Source organism: Lamprobacter sp. (assembly GCF_034860625.1).
Taxonomy (GTDB): Bacteria; Pseudomonadota; Gammaproteobacteria; order Chromatiales; family Chromatiaceae; genus Lamprobacter.
The window spans coordinates 1-16,514 of record NZ_JAYESN010000050.1 but is presented as its reverse complement, the minus strand read 5'-3'; the positions used below and the strand labels follow the sequence as shown (position 1 = coordinate 16,514).

Annotated in this window: 15 protein-coding genes and 1 pseudogene; 13 read left to right on the top strand and 3 right to left on the bottom strand. The window is 63.1% G+C overall.

Going from position 1 to position 16,514, the window contains the following annotated elements; translation table 11 throughout:
• The first annotated feature begins 11 nt into the window (after window positions 1-11).
• The 4 genes from VBE63_RS14075 (at window position 12) to VBE63_RS14060 (ending at window position 4,231) form a co-directional block, all read left to right on the top strand.
• Window positions 12-842 (top strand): cell division protein ZipA C-terminal FtsZ-binding domain-containing protein, encoded by an 831-nt coding sequence (locus VBE63_RS14075; RefSeq protein ID WP_323683661.1) that lies wholly within the window; start codon window positions 12-14, stop codon window positions 840-842.
• A complete protein-coding gene (gene ligA, locus VBE63_RS14070) occupies window positions 839-2,887 on the top strand; it encodes an NAD-dependent DNA ligase LigA (protein WP_323683660.1) in 2,049 nt (682 codons plus the stop codon). The genes VBE63_RS14075 and ligA overlap by 4 nt, the downstream gene beginning before the upstream one ends.
• A gap of 202 nt (window positions 2,888-3,089) precedes the next feature.
• Window positions 3,090-3,374: a segregation and condensation protein A gene (locus tag VBE63_RS14065; RefSeq protein WP_323683676.1), complete on the top strand. Its 285-nt coding sequence runs from the start codon at window positions 3,090-3,092 to the stop codon at window positions 3,372-3,374.
• A 32-nt stretch (window positions 3,375-3,406) separates the two neighbouring features.
• Window positions 3,407-4,231 carry a carbonic anhydrase family protein gene (locus tag VBE63_RS14060; protein ID WP_323683659.1) on the top strand — a complete coding sequence of 275 codons (825 nt, stop codon included), beginning with the start codon at window positions 3,407-3,409 and terminating at the stop codon, window positions 4,229-4,231.
• Between the two features lie 68 nt (window positions 4,232-4,299).
• Here VBE63_RS14060 and VBE63_RS14055 read toward each other — a convergent pair whose 3' ends face one another.
• From VBE63_RS14055 to VBE63_RS14045, 3 genes are read right to left on the bottom strand one after another with little or no spacing between them, the layout of a single operon-like run.
• Complete coding sequence (locus VBE63_RS14055) at window positions 4,300-5,148, bottom strand: peptidylprolyl isomerase (RefSeq protein ID WP_323683658.1); 849 nt, start codon at window positions 5,146-5,148, stop codon at window positions 4,300-4,302.
• 36 nt (window positions 5,149-5,184) lie between these two features.
• Window positions 5,185-5,487 (bottom strand): YciI family protein, encoded by a 303-nt coding sequence (locus VBE63_RS14050; protein ID WP_323683657.1) that lies wholly within the window; start codon window positions 5,485-5,487, stop codon window positions 5,185-5,187.
• The gene (locus VBE63_RS14045; RefSeq protein ID WP_323683656.1) at window positions 5,487-6,215 is read right to left on the bottom strand and encodes a septation protein A; all 729 of its coding nucleotides are present in this window, start codon (window positions 6,213-6,215) and stop codon (window positions 5,487-5,489) included. The genes VBE63_RS14050 and VBE63_RS14045 overlap by 1 nt, the downstream gene beginning before the upstream one ends.
• Window positions 6,216-6,413: 198 nt before the next feature.
• On the opposite strand from VBE63_RS14045, the gene VBE63_RS14040 reads away from it, so the two are divergent.
• The 9 genes and pseudogenes from VBE63_RS14040 to VBE63_RS14000 form a co-directional block, all read left to right on the top strand.
• A complete protein-coding gene (locus VBE63_RS14040; RefSeq protein WP_323683655.1) occupies window positions 6,414-7,316 on the top strand; it encodes a PHP domain-containing protein in 903 nt (300 codons plus the stop codon).
• Window positions 7,317-7,360: 44 nt separating this feature from the next.
• Window positions 7,361-7,993, top strand: a complete 633-nt coding sequence (locus VBE63_RS14035; protein ID WP_323683654.1) for an L-threonylcarbamoyladenylate synthase — start codon at window positions 7,361-7,363, stop codon at window positions 7,991-7,993.
• A 90-nt stretch (window positions 7,994-8,083) separates the two neighbouring features.
• A complete protein-coding gene (locus VBE63_RS14030; protein ID WP_323683653.1) occupies window positions 8,084-8,776 on the top strand; it encodes a site-2 protease family protein in 693 nt (230 codons plus the stop codon).
• Between the two features lie 19 nt (window positions 8,777-8,795).
• A complete protein-coding gene (locus VBE63_RS14025) occupies window positions 8,796-10,013 on the top strand; it encodes a tryptophan--tRNA ligase (protein ID WP_323683652.1) in 1,218 nt (405 codons plus the stop codon).
• 32 nt (window positions 10,014-10,045) lie between these two features.
• A complete protein-coding gene (locus tag VBE63_RS14020; protein WP_323683651.1) occupies window positions 10,046-10,909 on the top strand; it encodes a ScpA family protein in 864 nt (287 codons plus the stop codon).
• Window positions 10,910-11,004: 95 nt separating this feature from the next.
• Window positions 11,005-11,550 (top strand): annotated as a pseudogene (scpB, locus tag VBE63_RS14015) (SMC-Scp complex subunit ScpB); the annotation flags it as partial.
• Between the two features lie 388 nt (window positions 11,551-11,938).
• Window positions 11,939-12,856: a 23S rRNA pseudouridine(2605) synthase RluB gene (gene rluB / locus VBE63_RS14010; RefSeq protein ID WP_323683650.1), complete on the top strand. Its 918-nt coding sequence runs from the start codon at window positions 11,939-11,941 to the stop codon at window positions 12,854-12,856.
• A gap of 122 nt (window positions 12,857-12,978) precedes the next feature.
• Window positions 12,979-15,912: a type IA DNA topoisomerase gene (locus tag VBE63_RS14005; RefSeq protein WP_323683649.1), complete on the top strand. Its 2,934-nt coding sequence runs from the start codon at window positions 12,979-12,981 to the stop codon at window positions 15,910-15,912.
• Between the two features lie 171 nt (window positions 15,913-16,083).
• Window positions 16,084-16,514: Uma2 family endonuclease (locus VBE63_RS14000; protein ID WP_323683648.1), on the top strand; the 431-nt coding region annotated here is incomplete at its 3' end.

The following is a 16,514-nucleotide window of genomic DNA, read 5'->3' as shown; positions in this document are numbered from 1 at the left end:
ATGCGAACCCCATGGATGCTGGCACACTGAGAATCATTCTGCTCGTCCTGGGCGTCTTGCTGCTGGTCGTTCTGTACCACCGAGAGCGCCGCCGCATCGAGAGCGAGGCTGAGCCCGAGCCTGAACAGCGAGTGGCTAGGCCGTCGTCGACAGCGCCGCGTCGAGAGCCGCGGTTCGACACGCGTTTCGGCCATGACGCGGGATCTGACGACTTCGCCCCAGGTATTGACGCCCAGTCCAACGCGCAACAACGGGAACAGGAACAAGAACGGGAACGGGAGCAGGAGGAGGACTCGACATCCACTGCGCCGACCGCCGATACTGGTCTGCTGGTACAGCTGTTCCTGGTTGCGCGCAAGTCCGCCTTTAGTGGTTCGGCGGTGAGTGCTGCGGCTGAGCGGCATCATCTGACCCCGGGTGAAATGGACATCTACCACCGTCGCAACCGCGATAGCCGCCGCGAGCAGGTGCTTTTCAGCATGGCCAATCTGGTCAACCCCGGGACCTTCCCGTTCGCTGAGATGGACCGCTTTACCACGCCTGGGGTGGCCTTGTTCAGCCAGTTCAACGGGCTGCCCAGCGATCTGATGGTCTACGACGAGCTGATACAAACAGCGCGAACAATGGCCGACGCGCTGGAGGCTGATCTCCTGCTGCCTGACCGGCGTCCGTTCGACGACAAGGCCTGGGAGGGTTTGCGGAACGAGCTGCTGAGCTTGATCAACGAGCGAACGGATGCCTCGGCCAGTGGCCCCCAGTCCGTCCAAGGCGATGGGCGCGGAGAGGATGCCGGGCCGGTCAATGTCGTCGCTGACAGCGATCGACCGCCGTTTCGCCCATGACTGTGCCGAGTCCCGATCGGGATCGGGCGGCGGTCTTGCGTCGCGAGCTCGCGCATCACAATGTGCGTTATTACGTCCTCGATGACCCGGAGATACCGGATGCCGAGTACGATCGTCTGCTGCGCGAGCTGCAGGCGCTGGAGGCGCGCTATCCAGAACTGATCACGCCCGACTCGCCGACGCAGCGCGTGGGTGCCGCGCCGCTCGAGAGCTTCGCTGAGGTTGAGCATCGGCTGCCGATGCTATCGTTGAATAACGCGCTTAACGAGCAGGCGTTGCGCGAGTTCGATCGCCGGGTGCGTGAGGGCTTGAGTGTCGAGCAGGTGTGCTACTCGGCGGAGCCCAAGCTCGACGGGCTGGCGATCAGCCTGTTGTATGAGGACGGGGTTCTGGTTCAGGGTGCGACGCGCGGCGATGGATATCGTGGCGAGGATGTGACGGCTCAGGTGCGAACGATTCAGTCCGTTCCCTTGCGCCTGCGCGTTGCAGAGGGTGACGCTCGCTGGCCGGCCCTGTTAGAGGTGCGTGGCGAGGTCTTTCTGACCTATGAGCGTTTTACGGCGATCAATGCCCGTGCCCAGCGTCGGGGCGGCAAGGTCTTTGCCAATCCTCGCAACGCCGCTGCGGGGAGTCTGCGCCAGCTCGATGCGCGGGTCACTGCCTCACGCGGGCTGAGCATGTTGTGCTATGGGTTGGGCGCGGTCGAGGGCGCGCCTTGGTCTGAGAGTCACAGTGAGAGTCTGGCGCGGCTCGCGGGCTGGGGACTGCCAGTCTCGCCCGAGCAGCAGGTGGTTGTCGGGCTTGAAGGCTGCCTTGATTATCATGCGGTGATGGCTGAGCGCCGTGAGCGACTTGCCTACGCGATCGATGGTGTCGTGTTCAAGGTTGACCAACGGGTGGATCAGGAGCGGTTGGGCTTCGTTTCGCGCGCCCCACGTTGGGCGATCGCTTACAAGTTCCCGGCCCAGGAAGAGCTCACCCGTGTTGAGGCGGTTGAGTTTCAGGTTGGTCGCACCGGGGCGCTGACCCCGGTCGCACGGTTGGCGCCGGTGGATGTAGCCGGCGTCACCGTCTCCAATGCCACGCTGCACAATATCGACGAGGTGCATCGCAAGGACGTTCGGGTGGGCGACAGCGTCTATGTGCGCCGAGCTGGTGATGTGATTCCAGATGTGGTGCGGGTGCTGACGGAGCGTCGTCCGGCGGACACCGAGCCGGTGCAACTGCCCGCCCAGTGTCCAGTCTGCGGCTCTGATGTGCTACGCGCCGAGGGCGAGGCCGTGGCGCGTTGCACGGGCGGGCTGTTCTGCGCGGCACAGCGCAAGGAGGCGATCAAGCACTTCGCCTCACGCCGGGCGATGGATATCGAAGGTCTTGGCGACAAGCTGGTCGATCAGTTGGTCGATCTTGGCTTGGCGAAAGACCCCGCGGATCTTTACCAGTTGACTCAGCAGCAGCTGAGCGCGCTCGAGCGCATGGGCGAGAAATCCGCCGCGAACCTGCTTGACGCACTGGATAAGAGCCGCCACACCTGCTTGGCTCGCTTCATCTATGCGCTCGGCATCCGCGAGGTCGGCGAGACGACGGCGCGTGCGCTAGCCGAGCACTTCCAGGATCTCGATGCGCTCATGGAGGCGCCAGTCTCGGCGTTGCTGCCGATCGAGGGCATTGGTCCGGTAGTGGCCGCGCATCTCCAAGCGTTCTTCTCGCAGCCACATAATCTTGCGGTCATCGGCAAGCTGCGCTCGCCCGAGCTGGGCGCGATTACTTGGCAGCGACCCGAAGGCTCAACGGCATCGGTTGCGGCGGACAAGGCCAGCCCCGTATTTGGCAAGACGGTGGTGATCACCGGCACCTTGAGCCAGCCTCGGGAACAGATCAAGGGGCAGCTTGAGGCCCTGGGAGCAAAGGTCACGAGCAGCCTTTCCAAGAAGACCGATCTGTTGATCGTAGGGTCTGATCCGGGCAGCAAGCGTGCGCGAGCCGAGGAGCTTGGCGTCGAGGTCATCGATGGTGATCGCTTGGCTGAGCTGATCGGGCCCTGAGCAGTGACGGCTCGGCGGCTGCTGAATTCGGCTGCTTGCGTCCCGATCTTTAGTAGCGGCCTGCTGTCGACTTCCCGATGATCGCCCTACGGGGGGCTCAAATCCTGAAGAAGTATGGACAGTTTCTTAGCCAGCGGAAGGACTCGGAGCGGAAAGACTCGGTCGAGTCCAATACCACTTTCTCTTTAACGGGATTATCATGATGTCTGAGTTGAGCAAAGAGCAACAGGTTTTGGTGGCGATGCGCAAGACGCTTGCCGCCGTTGTGAAGGATGTGACCCCGCCACCGGGGATGAAGCATCCGCTTTCCGATAACACCATTGGCGATGTTCGCGCCTGTTTGTCGTTGATTGCTGCGCGCGAGAAAGAGCTGGCGGATGCTGAGGGGCGTGGTGGCGACAGGCCCTACTATGTCGACCAGCCGCAATCGGCTCAGGTGGTGCCGATTGCTAGCATTCGGCGCAGCGAAAAGCCAAGCAGCACCTGAGACGCGCGAGTCCCCGTTTGCAGGAGGTTGAGATGGCGTTATATCGGTTGGGCCGAGGTTTCCCGTTGGCGCCCATGGTTGCTGGTGCTGCTCTGCTGCTGTTGGCGGCAAAGGCGCATGCTTGGCAGGCGAGGATCTCCGATATGACGGCAGCGGTGCCTGATTGGTCCTACAGCGGTGAGCGGGGGCCGAGCCACTGGGCGGACCTGAATGCCTCTTATGCAGGCTGCGCTTCGGGACTGCTGCAGTCGCCGATTCCGATCGAGACTGCGGCGACCTTTTTCCAGCCTTGCACACCACTGCGGTTCCGCTATCGGAGCAGCTCCCTGCACCTGGTGAACGATGGCAACGCGCTGCGCCTCGGTTATGACCGCGGCAGTTTCCTGGTGATCGACGGGCTGAGCTATGAGCTGGTTGAGCTCCGCTTTCATGTTCCCGGTGAGCATGCCATCGATGGTCGCATCTGGGACGGTGAGATTGAATTCATTCATGGCAACAATCGCGGCGATCTCCTGATCGTCTCGGTGCTGATCGAGGCTGGCAACCGCGCCAATCAGACGCTGCGGCGCATCCTCGATAATGCGCCTTTGTTGGCCGGAAAGAACGCCCACGGGCGCAATATCGGCGTCAATGCGGTATTTCTGTTGCCAACGCGGCGTTCGTACTTCCGCTACGACGGCTCGACGACGCGCCCCCCTTGCGAGGAAGGTGTTCGCCGCTATGTGATGGAGTCGCCGTTGGAGATTGCGGCCTCGGATCTGGCAAGGCTCGCCCAGGTGACTAGCTCCAATGCCCGCCCGCTGCAGCCGCTCGGCGCGCGTCGGATCGAGCGTTTTTGCACGGCCAACGCAGACTAGCGTAACGCCAGGGGGTTGGCGTTACGCCTGCCGAGACGGGCTGGTGCGGATCCTTAGGCGAGCTAGGATTATTCCGCAGGGGCTTCCTTGAGCTTCACGACCTCTTCATTGAGCTGAACATCAGCGGTGTTGCGCAGCCCAGCCAGTGTTTCGGCCACCTTGCGCTGGCGCAGCAGGGCTTGGAGCTGAGGCTTGGCTTCGTCGAAGGTTGGCGGCTCGGCCGTTCGTGTTTCTTCAAGCAGGATCACATGCCAACCGAACTGCGTTTGCACCGGCTGCGCCGAGTAGGTGCCTGGCTCCATCTCGGCGATCGCGTCGGCAAATGGCTTGACCATGCGCCGGGCGTCGAACCAGCCAAGATCGCCGCCTTTTTCTGCCGTCGGGCCGAGTGAATTCTTCTCCGCGAGTGCCGCAAAGCCTTCGCCGTTGGCGGCGTCGAGCTCCTCGATCAGGGCCTGGGCCTTGTCCTTATCGTCAAGCAGGATGTGCCGGGCCTTGTATTCAGTGCGTTGTGACTGCTGGACGAACTCATCGTAGGCCTGCTTGAGCTCGGTCTCTGTTGGCTGAATCTCGGCGCCGATGCTCTGCAGGGCTGCGGCGGAGAGCACCATCATCCGCTGCAGTGCGAGTGCGGCCTGCACCTCGGGATTGTCTTCGAGATCGCGTTTCTCGCCCTCTTGTGAGGCCACGATCAGGTTCATGAACTCGTTAAACGCCTGTTCTTGCAGTTCGGGGCTGTCTTGGCCGTTACGCTGTGCAAGGATTTCGCCGTAATAGGCGCGAAACAGGTTCAGCTCATAGGTCTGGCCGTTGACGGTCGCGATCAGGGTCTCATTGGTCTCCTGAGCCTCCTGTGCGCAGGCGGGCGCAGACAGGACGCTGGCCAGGAGCGATGCGGTGATGAATCGGTGTTTCATGACAACTTTTCCTTCTTACTGTTCGGATGGCCCTGCTCAGGCCGGCAGGACTTTGATAAATGGCTTGATCTGCACCTCAGCGTAGACACCAGCCAGTGTGTAGGGGTCGGCGTCGGCCCAGGCCTGAGCGGCCTGCAGGTCGCTGAACTCAGCAACGACCAGTGAGCCGGTAAAGCCGGCTTCGCCGGGGTCTGCCGCGTCGATGGCAGGGTGAGGTCCGGCAAGGATCAGCCGACCCGTCTCTTGCAGCTCGCGCAGACGCTCGAGATGCGCCGGACGGGTCGATCGCCGTTGCGACAGGCTGTCGGGCCGGTCGCGGCTGATGATGGCATAGAGCATCAGCGGATGTCTCCGGAGGTCGCGGCTAAGGGGTCTTGCGCAGGCTCCGATTGCCCGGGGTCAAGGTCCGCAGGGTCGGCATCTTGAAAATGACGCGCAAGGTAGAAGGCCTGTCCGATGACGAACAGGATAGTCAATCCCATCATACCGAAGAGTTTGAAGTTGACCCAGACCGCCTCGCTCTCATGTGCGGTCTCGCAGAGCAAGAGCGGCTGGCCGATAAACTGATCAGCACAGCTATTCAGATCGATCGCTGTGATGGCTGTTGCCGCGATCAGTGCCTGCTCGGCGGCATAGAAGCCGCTGCCGATGTAGACGACGAAGAGATTCGCCAGCCCGGAGATCAGGAAGAAGAGCACCCAGGCCCAGTTCAGGCGGCGCCAAATCGGGGCGGGCAGGCTGACAGCCTGTCCCATCATGCGTTCGACCAAGGGCCGCTTGCCGACCAGGCTGGTGCCGAGGAAGGCCCCGGCGAATAGCCAGTTGACGATGGTTGGCTTCCACATCACGAAGATGGGGTCGCGCAGCAACAGGGTAAGACCGCCGAAGACAAGGATCAGCGCCAGCGTGATCAAAGGCATCTTCTCGACGCTGCCATGCCGCCAGCGCAGCCAGGCGACCTGGGCCAGCGCGGCAATGATGGCGGTGATGGTCGCGACATAGATGCCAGAGAGCTTATAGGCGATGAAAAAGAGGATGATCGGAAAGAAGTCGATGAGCAGCTTCATCGCAGATGTCTACTGAGCAGAGGTGAGTGACAGATGTGAGTGACAGAGGTGAGCGGCAGAGGGCGCATTCACCAGCCGCGCCAAAGACGCGGCATCCTAGCACTGTTCTCGCGAGCTGTGAGCGGGTTGCAACCCCCCACAATCTCATCGGTTTGGATCGAGGCACGGCGGCGGCGGTGGATCAGGTAGAATGCGGCGATGATGAAGACGCCAGACCTCCATACGCACTCCACAGCCTCAGATGGCACCTTGGCCCCGCGCGACCTGATCGAACGGGCCGCTCAGCAGGGTGTGGAGGTGCTGGCGCTGACCGATCACGACACCCTCGCTGGCCTTGACGAGGCCAGCGAGGCGGCGCATGCACAGGGGCTGAGTCTGGTACCCGGTGTTGAGATCTCGGTGACCTGGGGCGGACGCACCATTCATATCGTCGGCCTGGACGTCGATCCAGCCTGCGCGGTTCTGGGCTCTGGACTTGCCGGTTTACGGGGCTACCGCGAACAGCGGGCTATCGAGATCGCAGCCCGACTCGAGCGGGTGGGCTGGCCAGGCGCGCTTGAAGGTGCCCGCGCGCTGGCCTCGGGCGAACTGGTTGGGCGGACTCATTTTGCGCGTTTTTTGGTCCAGCGCGGGGCAGCCAAAGACCTGCGTTCGGTGTTCAAGCATTTTCTGGTCAAGGGTAAGCCGGGCCACGTTGCCGGTCAGTGGACAACGCTGGAAGAGGCGGTCGGCTGGATTCGAGCTGCGGGCGGCCAAGCAGTGATTGCTCATCCGGCGCGCTACGGATTGACACGCTCGAAGATGAAGCGGCTGCTCGACGACTTTCGTGCCTTTGGCGGGCGCGGGATCGAGGTGGTTTCGGGAAGCCACAGCCGGGATGACTATTTCACCTTTGCGCGCTGGGCGCGTGAACAAGGGCTACTGGCCTCTGCCGGCTCAGATTATCATGGCCCCGAAAGTCCTTGGATCGAGCTTGGGCGGTTGCCCGCTTTGCCTGAGGGCTGTAAGCCGATCTGGGAGCAGCCAGGCTTTGCCGGACTCGATCAGCATAGGCGCGTCGGCACGCTGGAGCCGATGCAAGCGCGGCTATCTGCGGTCTAGGTCTGTATTTCTCCGTCAACGCATCGATCCCTGAACCGCTGCCAATGGCAACCTCGCCACTCTTTCTCGAGATTCATCCACAAGATCCGCAGACGCGATTGATCCGGCGTGCGGCGGAGGTGTTCGCGTCCGGCGGGGTGGTCGTCTATCCGACCGATTCTTCGTATGCGCTTGGCTGCCAGCTTGGCGATAAGGCGGCCTTGGATCGCATTCGGATGATCCGTCGGGTGGATGACAAGCATCACTTTACGCTGGTCTGCCGTGACCTTTCCGAGATCGCGACCTATGCGCGCCTCGATAATCAGGCCTACCGACAGCTCAAGTCGTTGACGCCTGGGCCCTATACCTTCATCTTCGAGGCGACCAAGCAGGTGCCGCGGCGGTTATTGCATCCGAAGCGCCGCGCCATCGGTATCCGCGTGCCGGGAACGCCGATTACCCAGGCCCTGCTCAGGGAGCTGGACCAGCCCATCTTGAGTACCACCCTGATCCTGCCAGGTGATGAGGAGCCGATGGACGATGTGCTGGAGATGCGCGAGATGATTGGCCACTGTGTTGCTCTGATCATCGATGGTGGCCCCTGTGGAAATCAGCCGACGACGGTTGTCGATATGACCCAAGAGCCTCCGCTGGTGGTGCGAGAAGGCAAGGGTGATATTGCCGTCTTCGAGCACTAGCGCAAGCGCGCTGAATCGATTGCTTATGTTTCTCTTGCTGAGGCCTTAACCTCATTGGACGCTCTGGACGCTCTCGCGGAAACGCTGTTAATGGTGGTGCTGATCGCGGTGCCGGTACTGTTCGCGATCACTGTGCACGAGGCCGCCCACGGTTGGGTGGCAAATCGGCGCGGTGATCCCACGGCCGCTCTGCTCGGGCGCGTGACCTTCAACCCGATCAAGCACATCGATCCGGTTGGCACCCTCGCTGTGCCGCTGATCATCTTCCTGAGCTCGAAGACACTGCTCGGGGTGCCCTTCCTCTTTGGCTGGGCCAAGCCGGTGCCGGTCGACTGGCGCCGCCTGCGCAACCCACGCTGGGACATGGCACTGGTGGCAATTGCCGGGCCTGGCGTGAATCTGCTGATGGCGATTGGCTGGGGGCTGGCCTTGCAGCTGATGCAGCTGACACTGGGGCTGGTCGAGGTGCCGAATGCAGTCTTGAGTGTCTTCGTCGAGCTCTGTTTGATTGGTGTACTGATCAATCTCTTTCTGATGGCGCTCAATATGATCCCGCTCCTGCCGCTCGATGGCGGTCGGGTGCTCAGCGCCTTGTTGCCGCGCCCCTTGGCGCGGGGCTTTGCGCGGTTGGAACCCTACGGGCTCTATCTCCTGATCGCGTTGCTTCTGTTGCCGAACGCACAGCCGCCGGGGCTGCTGGGGGTTGCGTTACGTCCTGTTGTGCATGCAGCGCTCGCAGTCATTCCGGCATCCGACCTGATCCGCGAACATATCCCTTTCTGACAGAAAAGGCCTTAAGCCGTTGAATTCTTTGTCAAACCAAACCCATCGCGTCCTCTCTGGCATGCGCCCCACGGGCAAGCTCCATCTCGGCCACTACCATGGCGTGCTCAAGAACTGGATCGAGCTGCAGCACGAGTACGAGTGCTTCTTCTTTGTTGCTGACTGGCATGCGCTGACCACCGACTACGAAGACCCCTCGCAGATCCCACAAGCCAGCTTCGACATGGTCGTCGACTGGCTCGCTTGCGGCATCAGTGCCGGCGCGGCAACCCTGTTCATCCAGTCGCGCGTGCCCGAGCACGCGGAGCTGCATCTGCTGCTGTCGATGATCACGCCGCTCGGTTGGCTCGAGCGGGTACCGAGCTACAAAGATCAGCAGGAGAAGCTCAAGGAGAAGGATCTGGCGACCTATGGCTTCCTCGGCTATCCGCTGCTGCAGAGCGCCGATATCCTGATCTACAAGGCGGGTGCGGTGCCGGTGGGCGAGGATCAGGTCGCGCATGTCGAGATGACACGCGAGATCGCGCGTCGCTTCAATTATATCTATGGCCGTGAGCCGGGCTTTGAGGAGCAGGCTGAGCAGGCCAAGCGCAAGATGGGCAAGAAGAACGCGAAGATGTTCGATCAGCTCAAGCGCCGCTATCAGGAGCAGGGCGATCAGGAGGCCCTGGACGTCGCCCGTGCCTTGCTCGAGAGCCAGGCCAACATCACCATCGCCGATCGCGAGCGGCTGCTCGGCTACCTCGAAGGGGGTGGGCGGGTGATCCTGCCAGAGCCCTCGCCGCTGCTGACCAAGGCGGCCAAGATGCCCGGGCTCGATGGACAGAAGATGTCCAAGTCCTATGGCAATACCATTGCGTTGCGCGATGATCCTGATGCTGTTGAGCAAAAGCTGCGCACCATGCCGACCGATCCGGCGCGCGTGCGTCGCAGCGATCCCGGCAACCCCGAGGTCTGTCCGGTCTGGCAGTTCCATGAGGTCTATTCTGACGCGGACATCAAAGACTGGGTGCAGCAGGGCTGTCGCAGCGCCGGCATTGGCTGCGTCGAGTGCAAGCAGCCCGTCATCGATGCGGTCCGCAAGGAGCTGGAGCCGATTCAGGCCGAGGTGAAGCGGCTTGAGGCCGATCCGGATCTGGTGCGCTCATTCATTAACGAGGGCTGCGAGCGGGCGCGTGATCGGGCGCGCGAGACCATGGAGGATGTCCGCCACGTGATGTCGCTGCGGCAAGGCTGAGCAACGACGCGCAACGGCGACTGAGCGAGACCATGCAGGAGTCAAGCCCCGAGACCCCGGCGGCAGAGGCGTCGTCGAGCCCCACAGCGGCGTTGGCGCCTGAGCTCAACGACAAGGTCCGCTTTGCGCTGGTTCGCGGTGAGCCGCTGCTGAAGCTGCCGGAAGACCTCTATATCCCGCCGGATGCGCTCGAGGTCTTTCTCGATACCTTTGAAGGCCCCCTAGACCTGCTGCTGTATCTGATTCGGAGACAGAATCTCGACATCCTGGACATCCCGATCATCGAGATCACCAATCAGTACATGGAATACGTGGAGCTGATGAAGGAGGTGCGGCTCGAGCTCGCCGCCGAGTACCTGGTGATGGCTGCAATGCTCTGCGAGATCAAATCGCGGATGCTGCTCCCCCGAGCCGACGAAGACGACGAGGATGGCGAAGATCCGCGCGCTGAACTGGTGCGCCGGTTGGCCGAATATGAGCAGTTTAAGCGCGCAGCACAGGATCTGGATGCGCTGCCGCGGCTAGAGCGGGATTGCTTTGTGGTCCAAGCGCGGGTGCCGTCGGGGCATGTCCGGCGCATCCCACCGAGCGTGGAGCTGGATGAACTGCTCGCGGCCTTACAGGCGGTCTTGGCGCGGGCGGATCTCTTTACCAGCCACCAGATCGAGCGCGAATCGCTTTCGCTGCGTGAGCGCATGTCAGCGGTCCTGGAGCGCATCACTGGACCCGAGCTGGTGCCCTTTACCGATCTCTTCGATGTGACTGAGGGTCGCGCCGGCGTCGTGGTGAGCTTCCTAGCGGTGCTGGAGCTGTTGAAGGCAGCCACGCTGGAGCTGATCCAGGTCGAGCCTTTTGCGCCGATTCGGTTGCGCAGGCGTGGAGTCGAGGCCCGATGAGCGACTGGGAGCAGGATGAGCATCAAGAGGAGCAGGAGCAGGGCGAGAGCGAGACCTTCGCTGACGGCGACAGACCGCATCAGCATGCGCTGTTACTGCTGGTGCCGGCGCTCAAGCAGGTGGTGGAGGGCGCTGTCTTGGCCTCTGGTGAGCCGCTCTCGGTGGAACGGGTCCAGGGCCTCTACGACGACCGCGACCGTCCCTCTCGGGAAGCGGTGTTAGCCGCATTCGAGGCGCTGCGCGATGACTACGAGGGGCATGGCGTCGAGCTGGTCGAGGTCGCTGGTGGGTGGCGGGCACAGGTAAGTGCCTCAGTTGCGCCCTGGGTCGGGCGACTGTGGCAGGAGAAGCCATCGCGCTACTCGCGAGCCCTGCTCGAGACGCTCGCCCTGATCGCCTATCGGCAGCCGATCACGCGCGGCGAGATCGAGCAGATCCGTGGCGTGGCGGTGAGCACGCCAATCATCAAGACCCTGACCGAGCGCGAATGGGTGCGAGTGGTCGGGCATCGCGATGTGCCCGGGCGCCCAGCGCTTTATGCAACGACACGTCGTTTCCTCGATTATTTCGGCCTGCGCTCGCTAAATGAGCTGCCGCCGCTCGCCGAGATCCGCGATGCGAGCTTTTTTGAGCAAGCTTTGAACGGGGAGATAGATGGCGCTGACTTTAGCGTTGATTCCACTCTAGCGCCGATGTCTTCAGGATCAGCGGATGAGGCTGTTGAAGGCTGTTTGGACGAGGCGACTGCGAACGCGCCGCAACCCTTTTTGACGAGACCAGCAGGCCGACCGCACCTGGTCCTTGCCGTCAGCAACGACGCCACCTCTCGCGAGCAGGAGCCTCAAGCGTCCGAGCCGCGCGACGAGCAGGGTACTCACGAATCCGAGCCGCCCGACGAGCAGGATGCTCACGAATACGAACCTCGCAACGAGCAGGATACTCACGAATTCGAGTCTCAGGAGCAGGAGCCCAGCGCCCAGCGTTCTGAGCTATCCGCCGATATCAACCAAAGCACTGGAGATGACCAGGATGAAGGACGCTGATCGACGCCGACCCGCGCCCGAGCCACAGGAGCCGGTGCGCTTGCAGAAGACGTTGGCGGAGGCTGGTCTCGGCTCTCGGCGCGAGATCGAAGGCTGGATTCGAGATGGCCGGGTGCGGGTCAACGGCGCGCTTGCCAAGCTTGGCGATCGAGTCCTGCCGAGCGATCGCATTCGGGTGGATGGTCAAGAGGTCCGCCGCCGTACCGCGAAGCGCCAGAACCTGCGCGTGCTGGCCTATCACAAGCCCGAGGGGGAGGTGGTGACGCGGCGTGATCCCGAGGGCCGGCCAACCATCTTTCGACGCCTCCCGGGGATTCGTGATGGGCGCTGGATCGCCGTCGGTCGGCTCGATCTGAACACCGCCGGCCTCTTGCTGGTCACCAATCATGGCGAGCTGGCCAATCGTCTGATGCATCCCTCGCGCGCGATCGAGCGCGAATATGCGGTTCGGGTGCGGGGCGTGGTCTCGGATCATCTGCTGGCCCAGTTGGTCAAGGGTGTCGAGCTGGAAGATGGTCCGGCTCGCTTCGAGGAGATCGTCCCATCCGGTGGATCGGAGAGCCATCAGTGGTTCCATGTACTGATCGTCGAGGGGCGCAATCGCGAGGTGCGTCGGCTCTGGGAGGCGGTTGGCTGCACGGTCAGTCGGCTCAAGCGGGTGCGCTATGGGAATGTGATCCTGGGCGCTCGTCCGACGCCGGGACAGTGGCGGGAGGTGGTTGGCGAAGAGCTCGACGGGCTGCTCGCCTTGGCTGAGCTGGGGCGACCAATAGCGGCCCGGGCCGGTTTGAGCGCTGGTTCAGACACAGGCTCGCGCCCAGGTGGTGCAGCCAAGCCGCGGGCCTCCGGTGCCGCACGGCTCGCGGGGCGGCGCCTGAAGCCGCGCCTGTCAGGTCGGCGCTAAGTCGAGCTGGATGCTAGCATCGGCAAGGCTCAGAGGTGATGGCCTGCAGGCCGATCCGGCCAAGTGGACGATCAAGCGTCGTCTGGCGATCCGGGGGAACGATCTTGATTGATGACAGCTAAATGCGCGTCATTGTCGCTGAAAAACCCAGTGTCGCCCGCGATCTTGCGCGCATCCTTGGCGCGAGTTCGCGGCGTGAGGGCTACCTAGAGGGCCAAGGCTGGCGCGTGACCTGGGCGCTCGGGCATCTGGTACATCTCGCCGAGCCGGATGCCTATGGCGAGGCCTGGGCCGGGCGCTGGTCGTTCGCGCAGTTGCCGATGCTGCCGGAGCGCTGGCGTTTGCGGACCGACAAGAAGACCGCGGCCCAGTTCAAGATCGTCAAGGCACTGCTGACCGATCCCGCCACCGAGCGGGTGATCTGCGCGACCGATGCCGGGCGCGAGGGTGAGCTGATCTTTCGCTTGATCGCCGAGCATGCGCGCTGTCGCAAGCCGGTGCAGCGGCTGTGGATCTCGAGCCTCACCGATGCGGCGATCCGCGCTGGTCTCGCGCAGTTGCGTGATGGTCGCGACTACGACGCGCTGGCCGCCGCGGCGCGTGCCCGTGCCCAGGCCGACTGGCTGATCGGCATGAATCTGACCCGCGCCTATACCGTCCACAATCGCGTGCTCTGCACCATCGGCCGGGTGCAGACGCCGACCTTGGCCATGATCGTCACGCGTGATCAGGCCATCGATGCCTTTGTGCCGACGCCGTTCTATGAACTGATCGCGCAGCTGGCCGAGGGGTTTGAGGCCAAGTACCACAAGCCGCCGCAAGCACAGCAGGCGGGACAGCGCGCAAGCCAGCAGCTGGGTCAGCAAGCCGGGCAGCTGGCGGATAATCAAGCAGGCGAGCCATTCGCAAACCAAGCAGCTGAGCGAGTTGAGCAGGAGGGAGGATCGAGGCGTGTCCCGTCAAGCAATCAGCAGCGAGGGCAGCAACGCGATGACCGGTCAGGCCAATCAGGCAAATCAAGTCTGTCAGGTCAATCAAGCCAGCCCGCGAGCAGCGATACCAACGAACATCCAACTCGGCTCGACAACAAGGCCGAGGCTGAGGCGCTGCGCGATCGACTGCGTGAGCGTATACGTCCGGAGAACTTGGGCAGGGTCGTCTCGGTCGAGACCAAGCCTCAACGCAATCGTCCACCGCCGTTGTTCGACCTCACCACCCTGCAGCGCGAGGCCAATCGGCGCTATGGCTTCACCGCCGCCAAGACCCTGGAACTGGCGCAGAGCCTCTACGAGACCTACAAGCTGATTAGCTATCCGCGCACCGAGAGTCGCCACATCGGCGAGGATCTGGTGCCGCAACTGCCGGGCATCTTGCAGCAGCTCGACCATCCGCTTGCCGGTGAGGCGCTAGCGCGGCTCAAGGGCGGGCATCGGCTCGGGCGCGCCTATGTCGATCAGACCAAGCTGACCGACCACCACGCGATCCTGCCCACGGCAACGCGGCCTGCATCTAGGTTGCCCGAGCCGCTGCGGCGTATCTATGACTTGGTCGCGGCGCGCTTCGTCGCCGTGTTTCTGCCCGATCAGTGCGTCGATGAGACCCAGGTCCAGCTCGACATCGGCGGTGAGACCTTCATCGCCAAGGGGCGGGTGGTGACTGACCCGGGCTGGATACGCGCTGATCCGCGCTATCTCGGGCGAGTCGATGGGGCGGCAGCAGGTGGCGCGGCAGCAGGTGGCGCTGCTGGGCGGCAGCAGGGCCGATCACAGCTCGGAGGTTCGGCGCAACAATCGCATGGGCAAGAAGCGCATGGGCAACAAGCACAGGAGCGACCAGCGCAGGCGCCACAGGCACAGGGTCAACAGCCGCAGGCAGGTCGCCTCAGTGCCGATGAGGCCGACCTGCTACCGGCTTTGACAAAGGGCCAGAAGGTGCATGTCGCCGCGTTGGATCTCGCTGCGCGCGAGACGCAGCCGCCAAAGCGCTTCGAGGATGCAACCCTGCTGAACGCGATGAAGTACGCCGGCCGCGAGATCGAGGACAAGGCCCTGGCTGCGGCGATGAAGGGCGCCGGGCTCGGCACGCCGGCGACGCGCGCTGAGACCATCGAGAAGCTGATCCGCACCGGCTATGTTGAGCGCCAGCGCAAGCAGCTCGTCGCGACCGATAAGGGCCGAGCGCTGATCGGCCTAGTCGCCGAGCCGCTGAAGAGCGCTGAGCTGACCGCCGCTTGGGAGCAGCGGCTCAAGGATATCGAGGAGGGGCGCGCCGAGGCGGCTGTGTTCCATGCCGATATCAATCGCTTTGTCACCGAGCTGATTCCAGCGGTTGCCAAGGGTGCCGCGCTGCCGGCGGAGCAGGTCGCGGCGGCGCGCGCCAAGCAGGCGGGCACCGCAGGGGCCGGGCGAAGCCCCGGCACCAAAGGGCGTGCAGGCGCGTCGAGCAGGAAAAGGCGCGCGACCCAAGATCGTCTGGGTAAGACCGCTTCGGGTGCGAGCGCGCGTCCGAGTGAGCGGCGCAGCGCAGGTTTCAATCAAACCCCAAGCCGAGGTGCAGGATTAGGCACAAGCTCAGGCAGATCTGCAGCCACAGGCACCGGTAACAGCACCGGTAACAGCACCGGTAACAGCACCGGTAACAGCACTGGGAACAGCACTGGAAACAGCACAGGAAAGGCCACTTGCACCGGCTCAGGCGAAGACTCGGCAGCAGCGTTGGCGGCGGCTAGAACCTCAGGCCGAGCCGCGGTTCAGGCTCCAGACCGCATCACCCCGATCAGCCGCTCCTTGCAGCAAAGGCCACTGCACTGCCCAAAGTGTGGCCAAGGCCAGCTGATCGTCGGGCGGCGCGGCTATGGCTGCTCGCGCTGGCGCGAGGGTTGCGACTTCGTGATCTGGCAGGTCATCGCCGGACACCCGCTCAGCGAGGTCGAGCTGCGCGCCTTGGTTGAGCATGGCAAGACGGCGCCGATCGAGGATCTCCAAGCTGAGGATGGCCGCTGCGGCCGGGCTGTGCTCTGCCTTGGTCAGGATGGTCAGGTGGCGCCGATCTGGTAGAACATGACTGGTATCGCCGCTCTGCCTGACTTCCAGACCTGTCGGACTCGATGGTCATTGGGCTTTACAGTCGATGCTGTTCGGTGATCAGATTGAGTGGCTATCGAACAGGTGAGGCCTTGAGACAATTGGCCGATGATGGGCAAACCCTTAGCCTTGGAGGCATGACCGATGGAAGCCTATAAGCTCAAGACGATCGATGATTTGCTACTGTCCAACGATGAGCGTGTCGAGCTGATCGGCGGCGAGATTGTACAGCGGCCGATGGCGAGGTTTCAGCATGGGATGGTGCAGGGCAATGCCCGCGCCGAGCTCAATGCGCTCACCCGCAGCTCCGGCCCCGGCGGCTGGTGGATCGCCACCGAGGTGAGCGTTGCCTACGAATCGCACGAATGCCCCTCTCACGATCTGGCGGGTTGGCGCAAAGAACGGCTGCCGGGGATGCCGAGCGGGGTCATGGATCTGGCGCCGGATTGGGTCTGCGAGATCGTCTCTCCTGGCCATGAGCGCAAGGACACGCTGAAGCTGCCATTGCTGCTGCAGCGCCACAAGGTGCCTTACTACTGGCTGATCTGGCCCGAGGATCACACCCTAATCGCGCA

What these genes read in the sequence shown, in the direction of transcription:
- VBE63_RS14040 (WP_323683655.1), top strand. Translation starts at nt 6,414, where the DNA reads ATGATGAAGACGCCAGACCTCCATACGCACTCCACAGCCTCAGATGGC.
- ligA (WP_323683660.1), top strand. Translation starts at nt 839, where the DNA reads ATGACTGTGCCGAGTCCCGATCGGGATCGGGCGGCGGTCTTGCGTCGC.
- VBE63_RS14055 (WP_323683658.1), bottom strand. Translation starts at nt 5,148, where the DNA reads ATGAAACACCGATTCATCACCGCATCGCTCCTGGCCAGCGTCCTGTCT.
- VBE63_RS14005 (WP_323683649.1), top strand. Translation starts at nt 12,979, where the DNA reads ATGCGCGTCATTGTCGCTGAAAAACCCAGTGTCGCCCGCGATCTTGCG.
- VBE63_RS14050 (WP_323683657.1), bottom strand. Translation starts at nt 5,487, where the DNA reads ATGCTCTATGCCATCATCAGCCGCGACCGGCCCGACAGCCTGTCGCAA.
- rluB (WP_323683650.1), top strand. Translation starts at nt 11,939, where the DNA reads ATGAAGGACGCTGATCGACGCCGACCCGCGCCCGAGCCACAGGAGCCG.
- VBE63_RS14035 (WP_323683654.1), top strand. Translation starts at nt 7,361, where the DNA reads ATGGCAACCTCGCCACTCTTTCTCGAGATTCATCCACAAGATCCGCAG.
- VBE63_RS14060 (WP_323683659.1), top strand. Translation starts at nt 3,407, where the DNA reads ATGGCGTTATATCGGTTGGGCCGAGGTTTCCCGTTGGCGCCCATGGTT.
- VBE63_RS14075 (WP_323683661.1), top strand. Translation starts at nt 12, where the DNA reads ATGGATGCTGGCACACTGAGAATCATTCTGCTCGTCCTGGGCGTCTTG.
- VBE63_RS14030 (WP_323683653.1), top strand. Translation starts at nt 8,084, where the DNA reads ATGGTGGTGCTGATCGCGGTGCCGGTACTGTTCGCGATCACTGTGCAC.
- VBE63_RS14065 (WP_323683676.1), top strand. Translation starts at nt 3,090, where the DNA reads ATGTCTGAGTTGAGCAAAGAGCAACAGGTTTTGGTGGCGATGCGCAAG.
- VBE63_RS14045 (WP_323683656.1), bottom strand. Translation starts at nt 6,215, where the DNA reads ATGAAGCTGCTCATCGACTTCTTTCCGATCATCCTCTTTTTCATCGCC.
- VBE63_RS14020 (WP_323683651.1), top strand. Translation starts at nt 10,046, where the DNA reads ATGCAGGAGTCAAGCCCCGAGACCCCGGCGGCAGAGGCGTCGTCGAGC.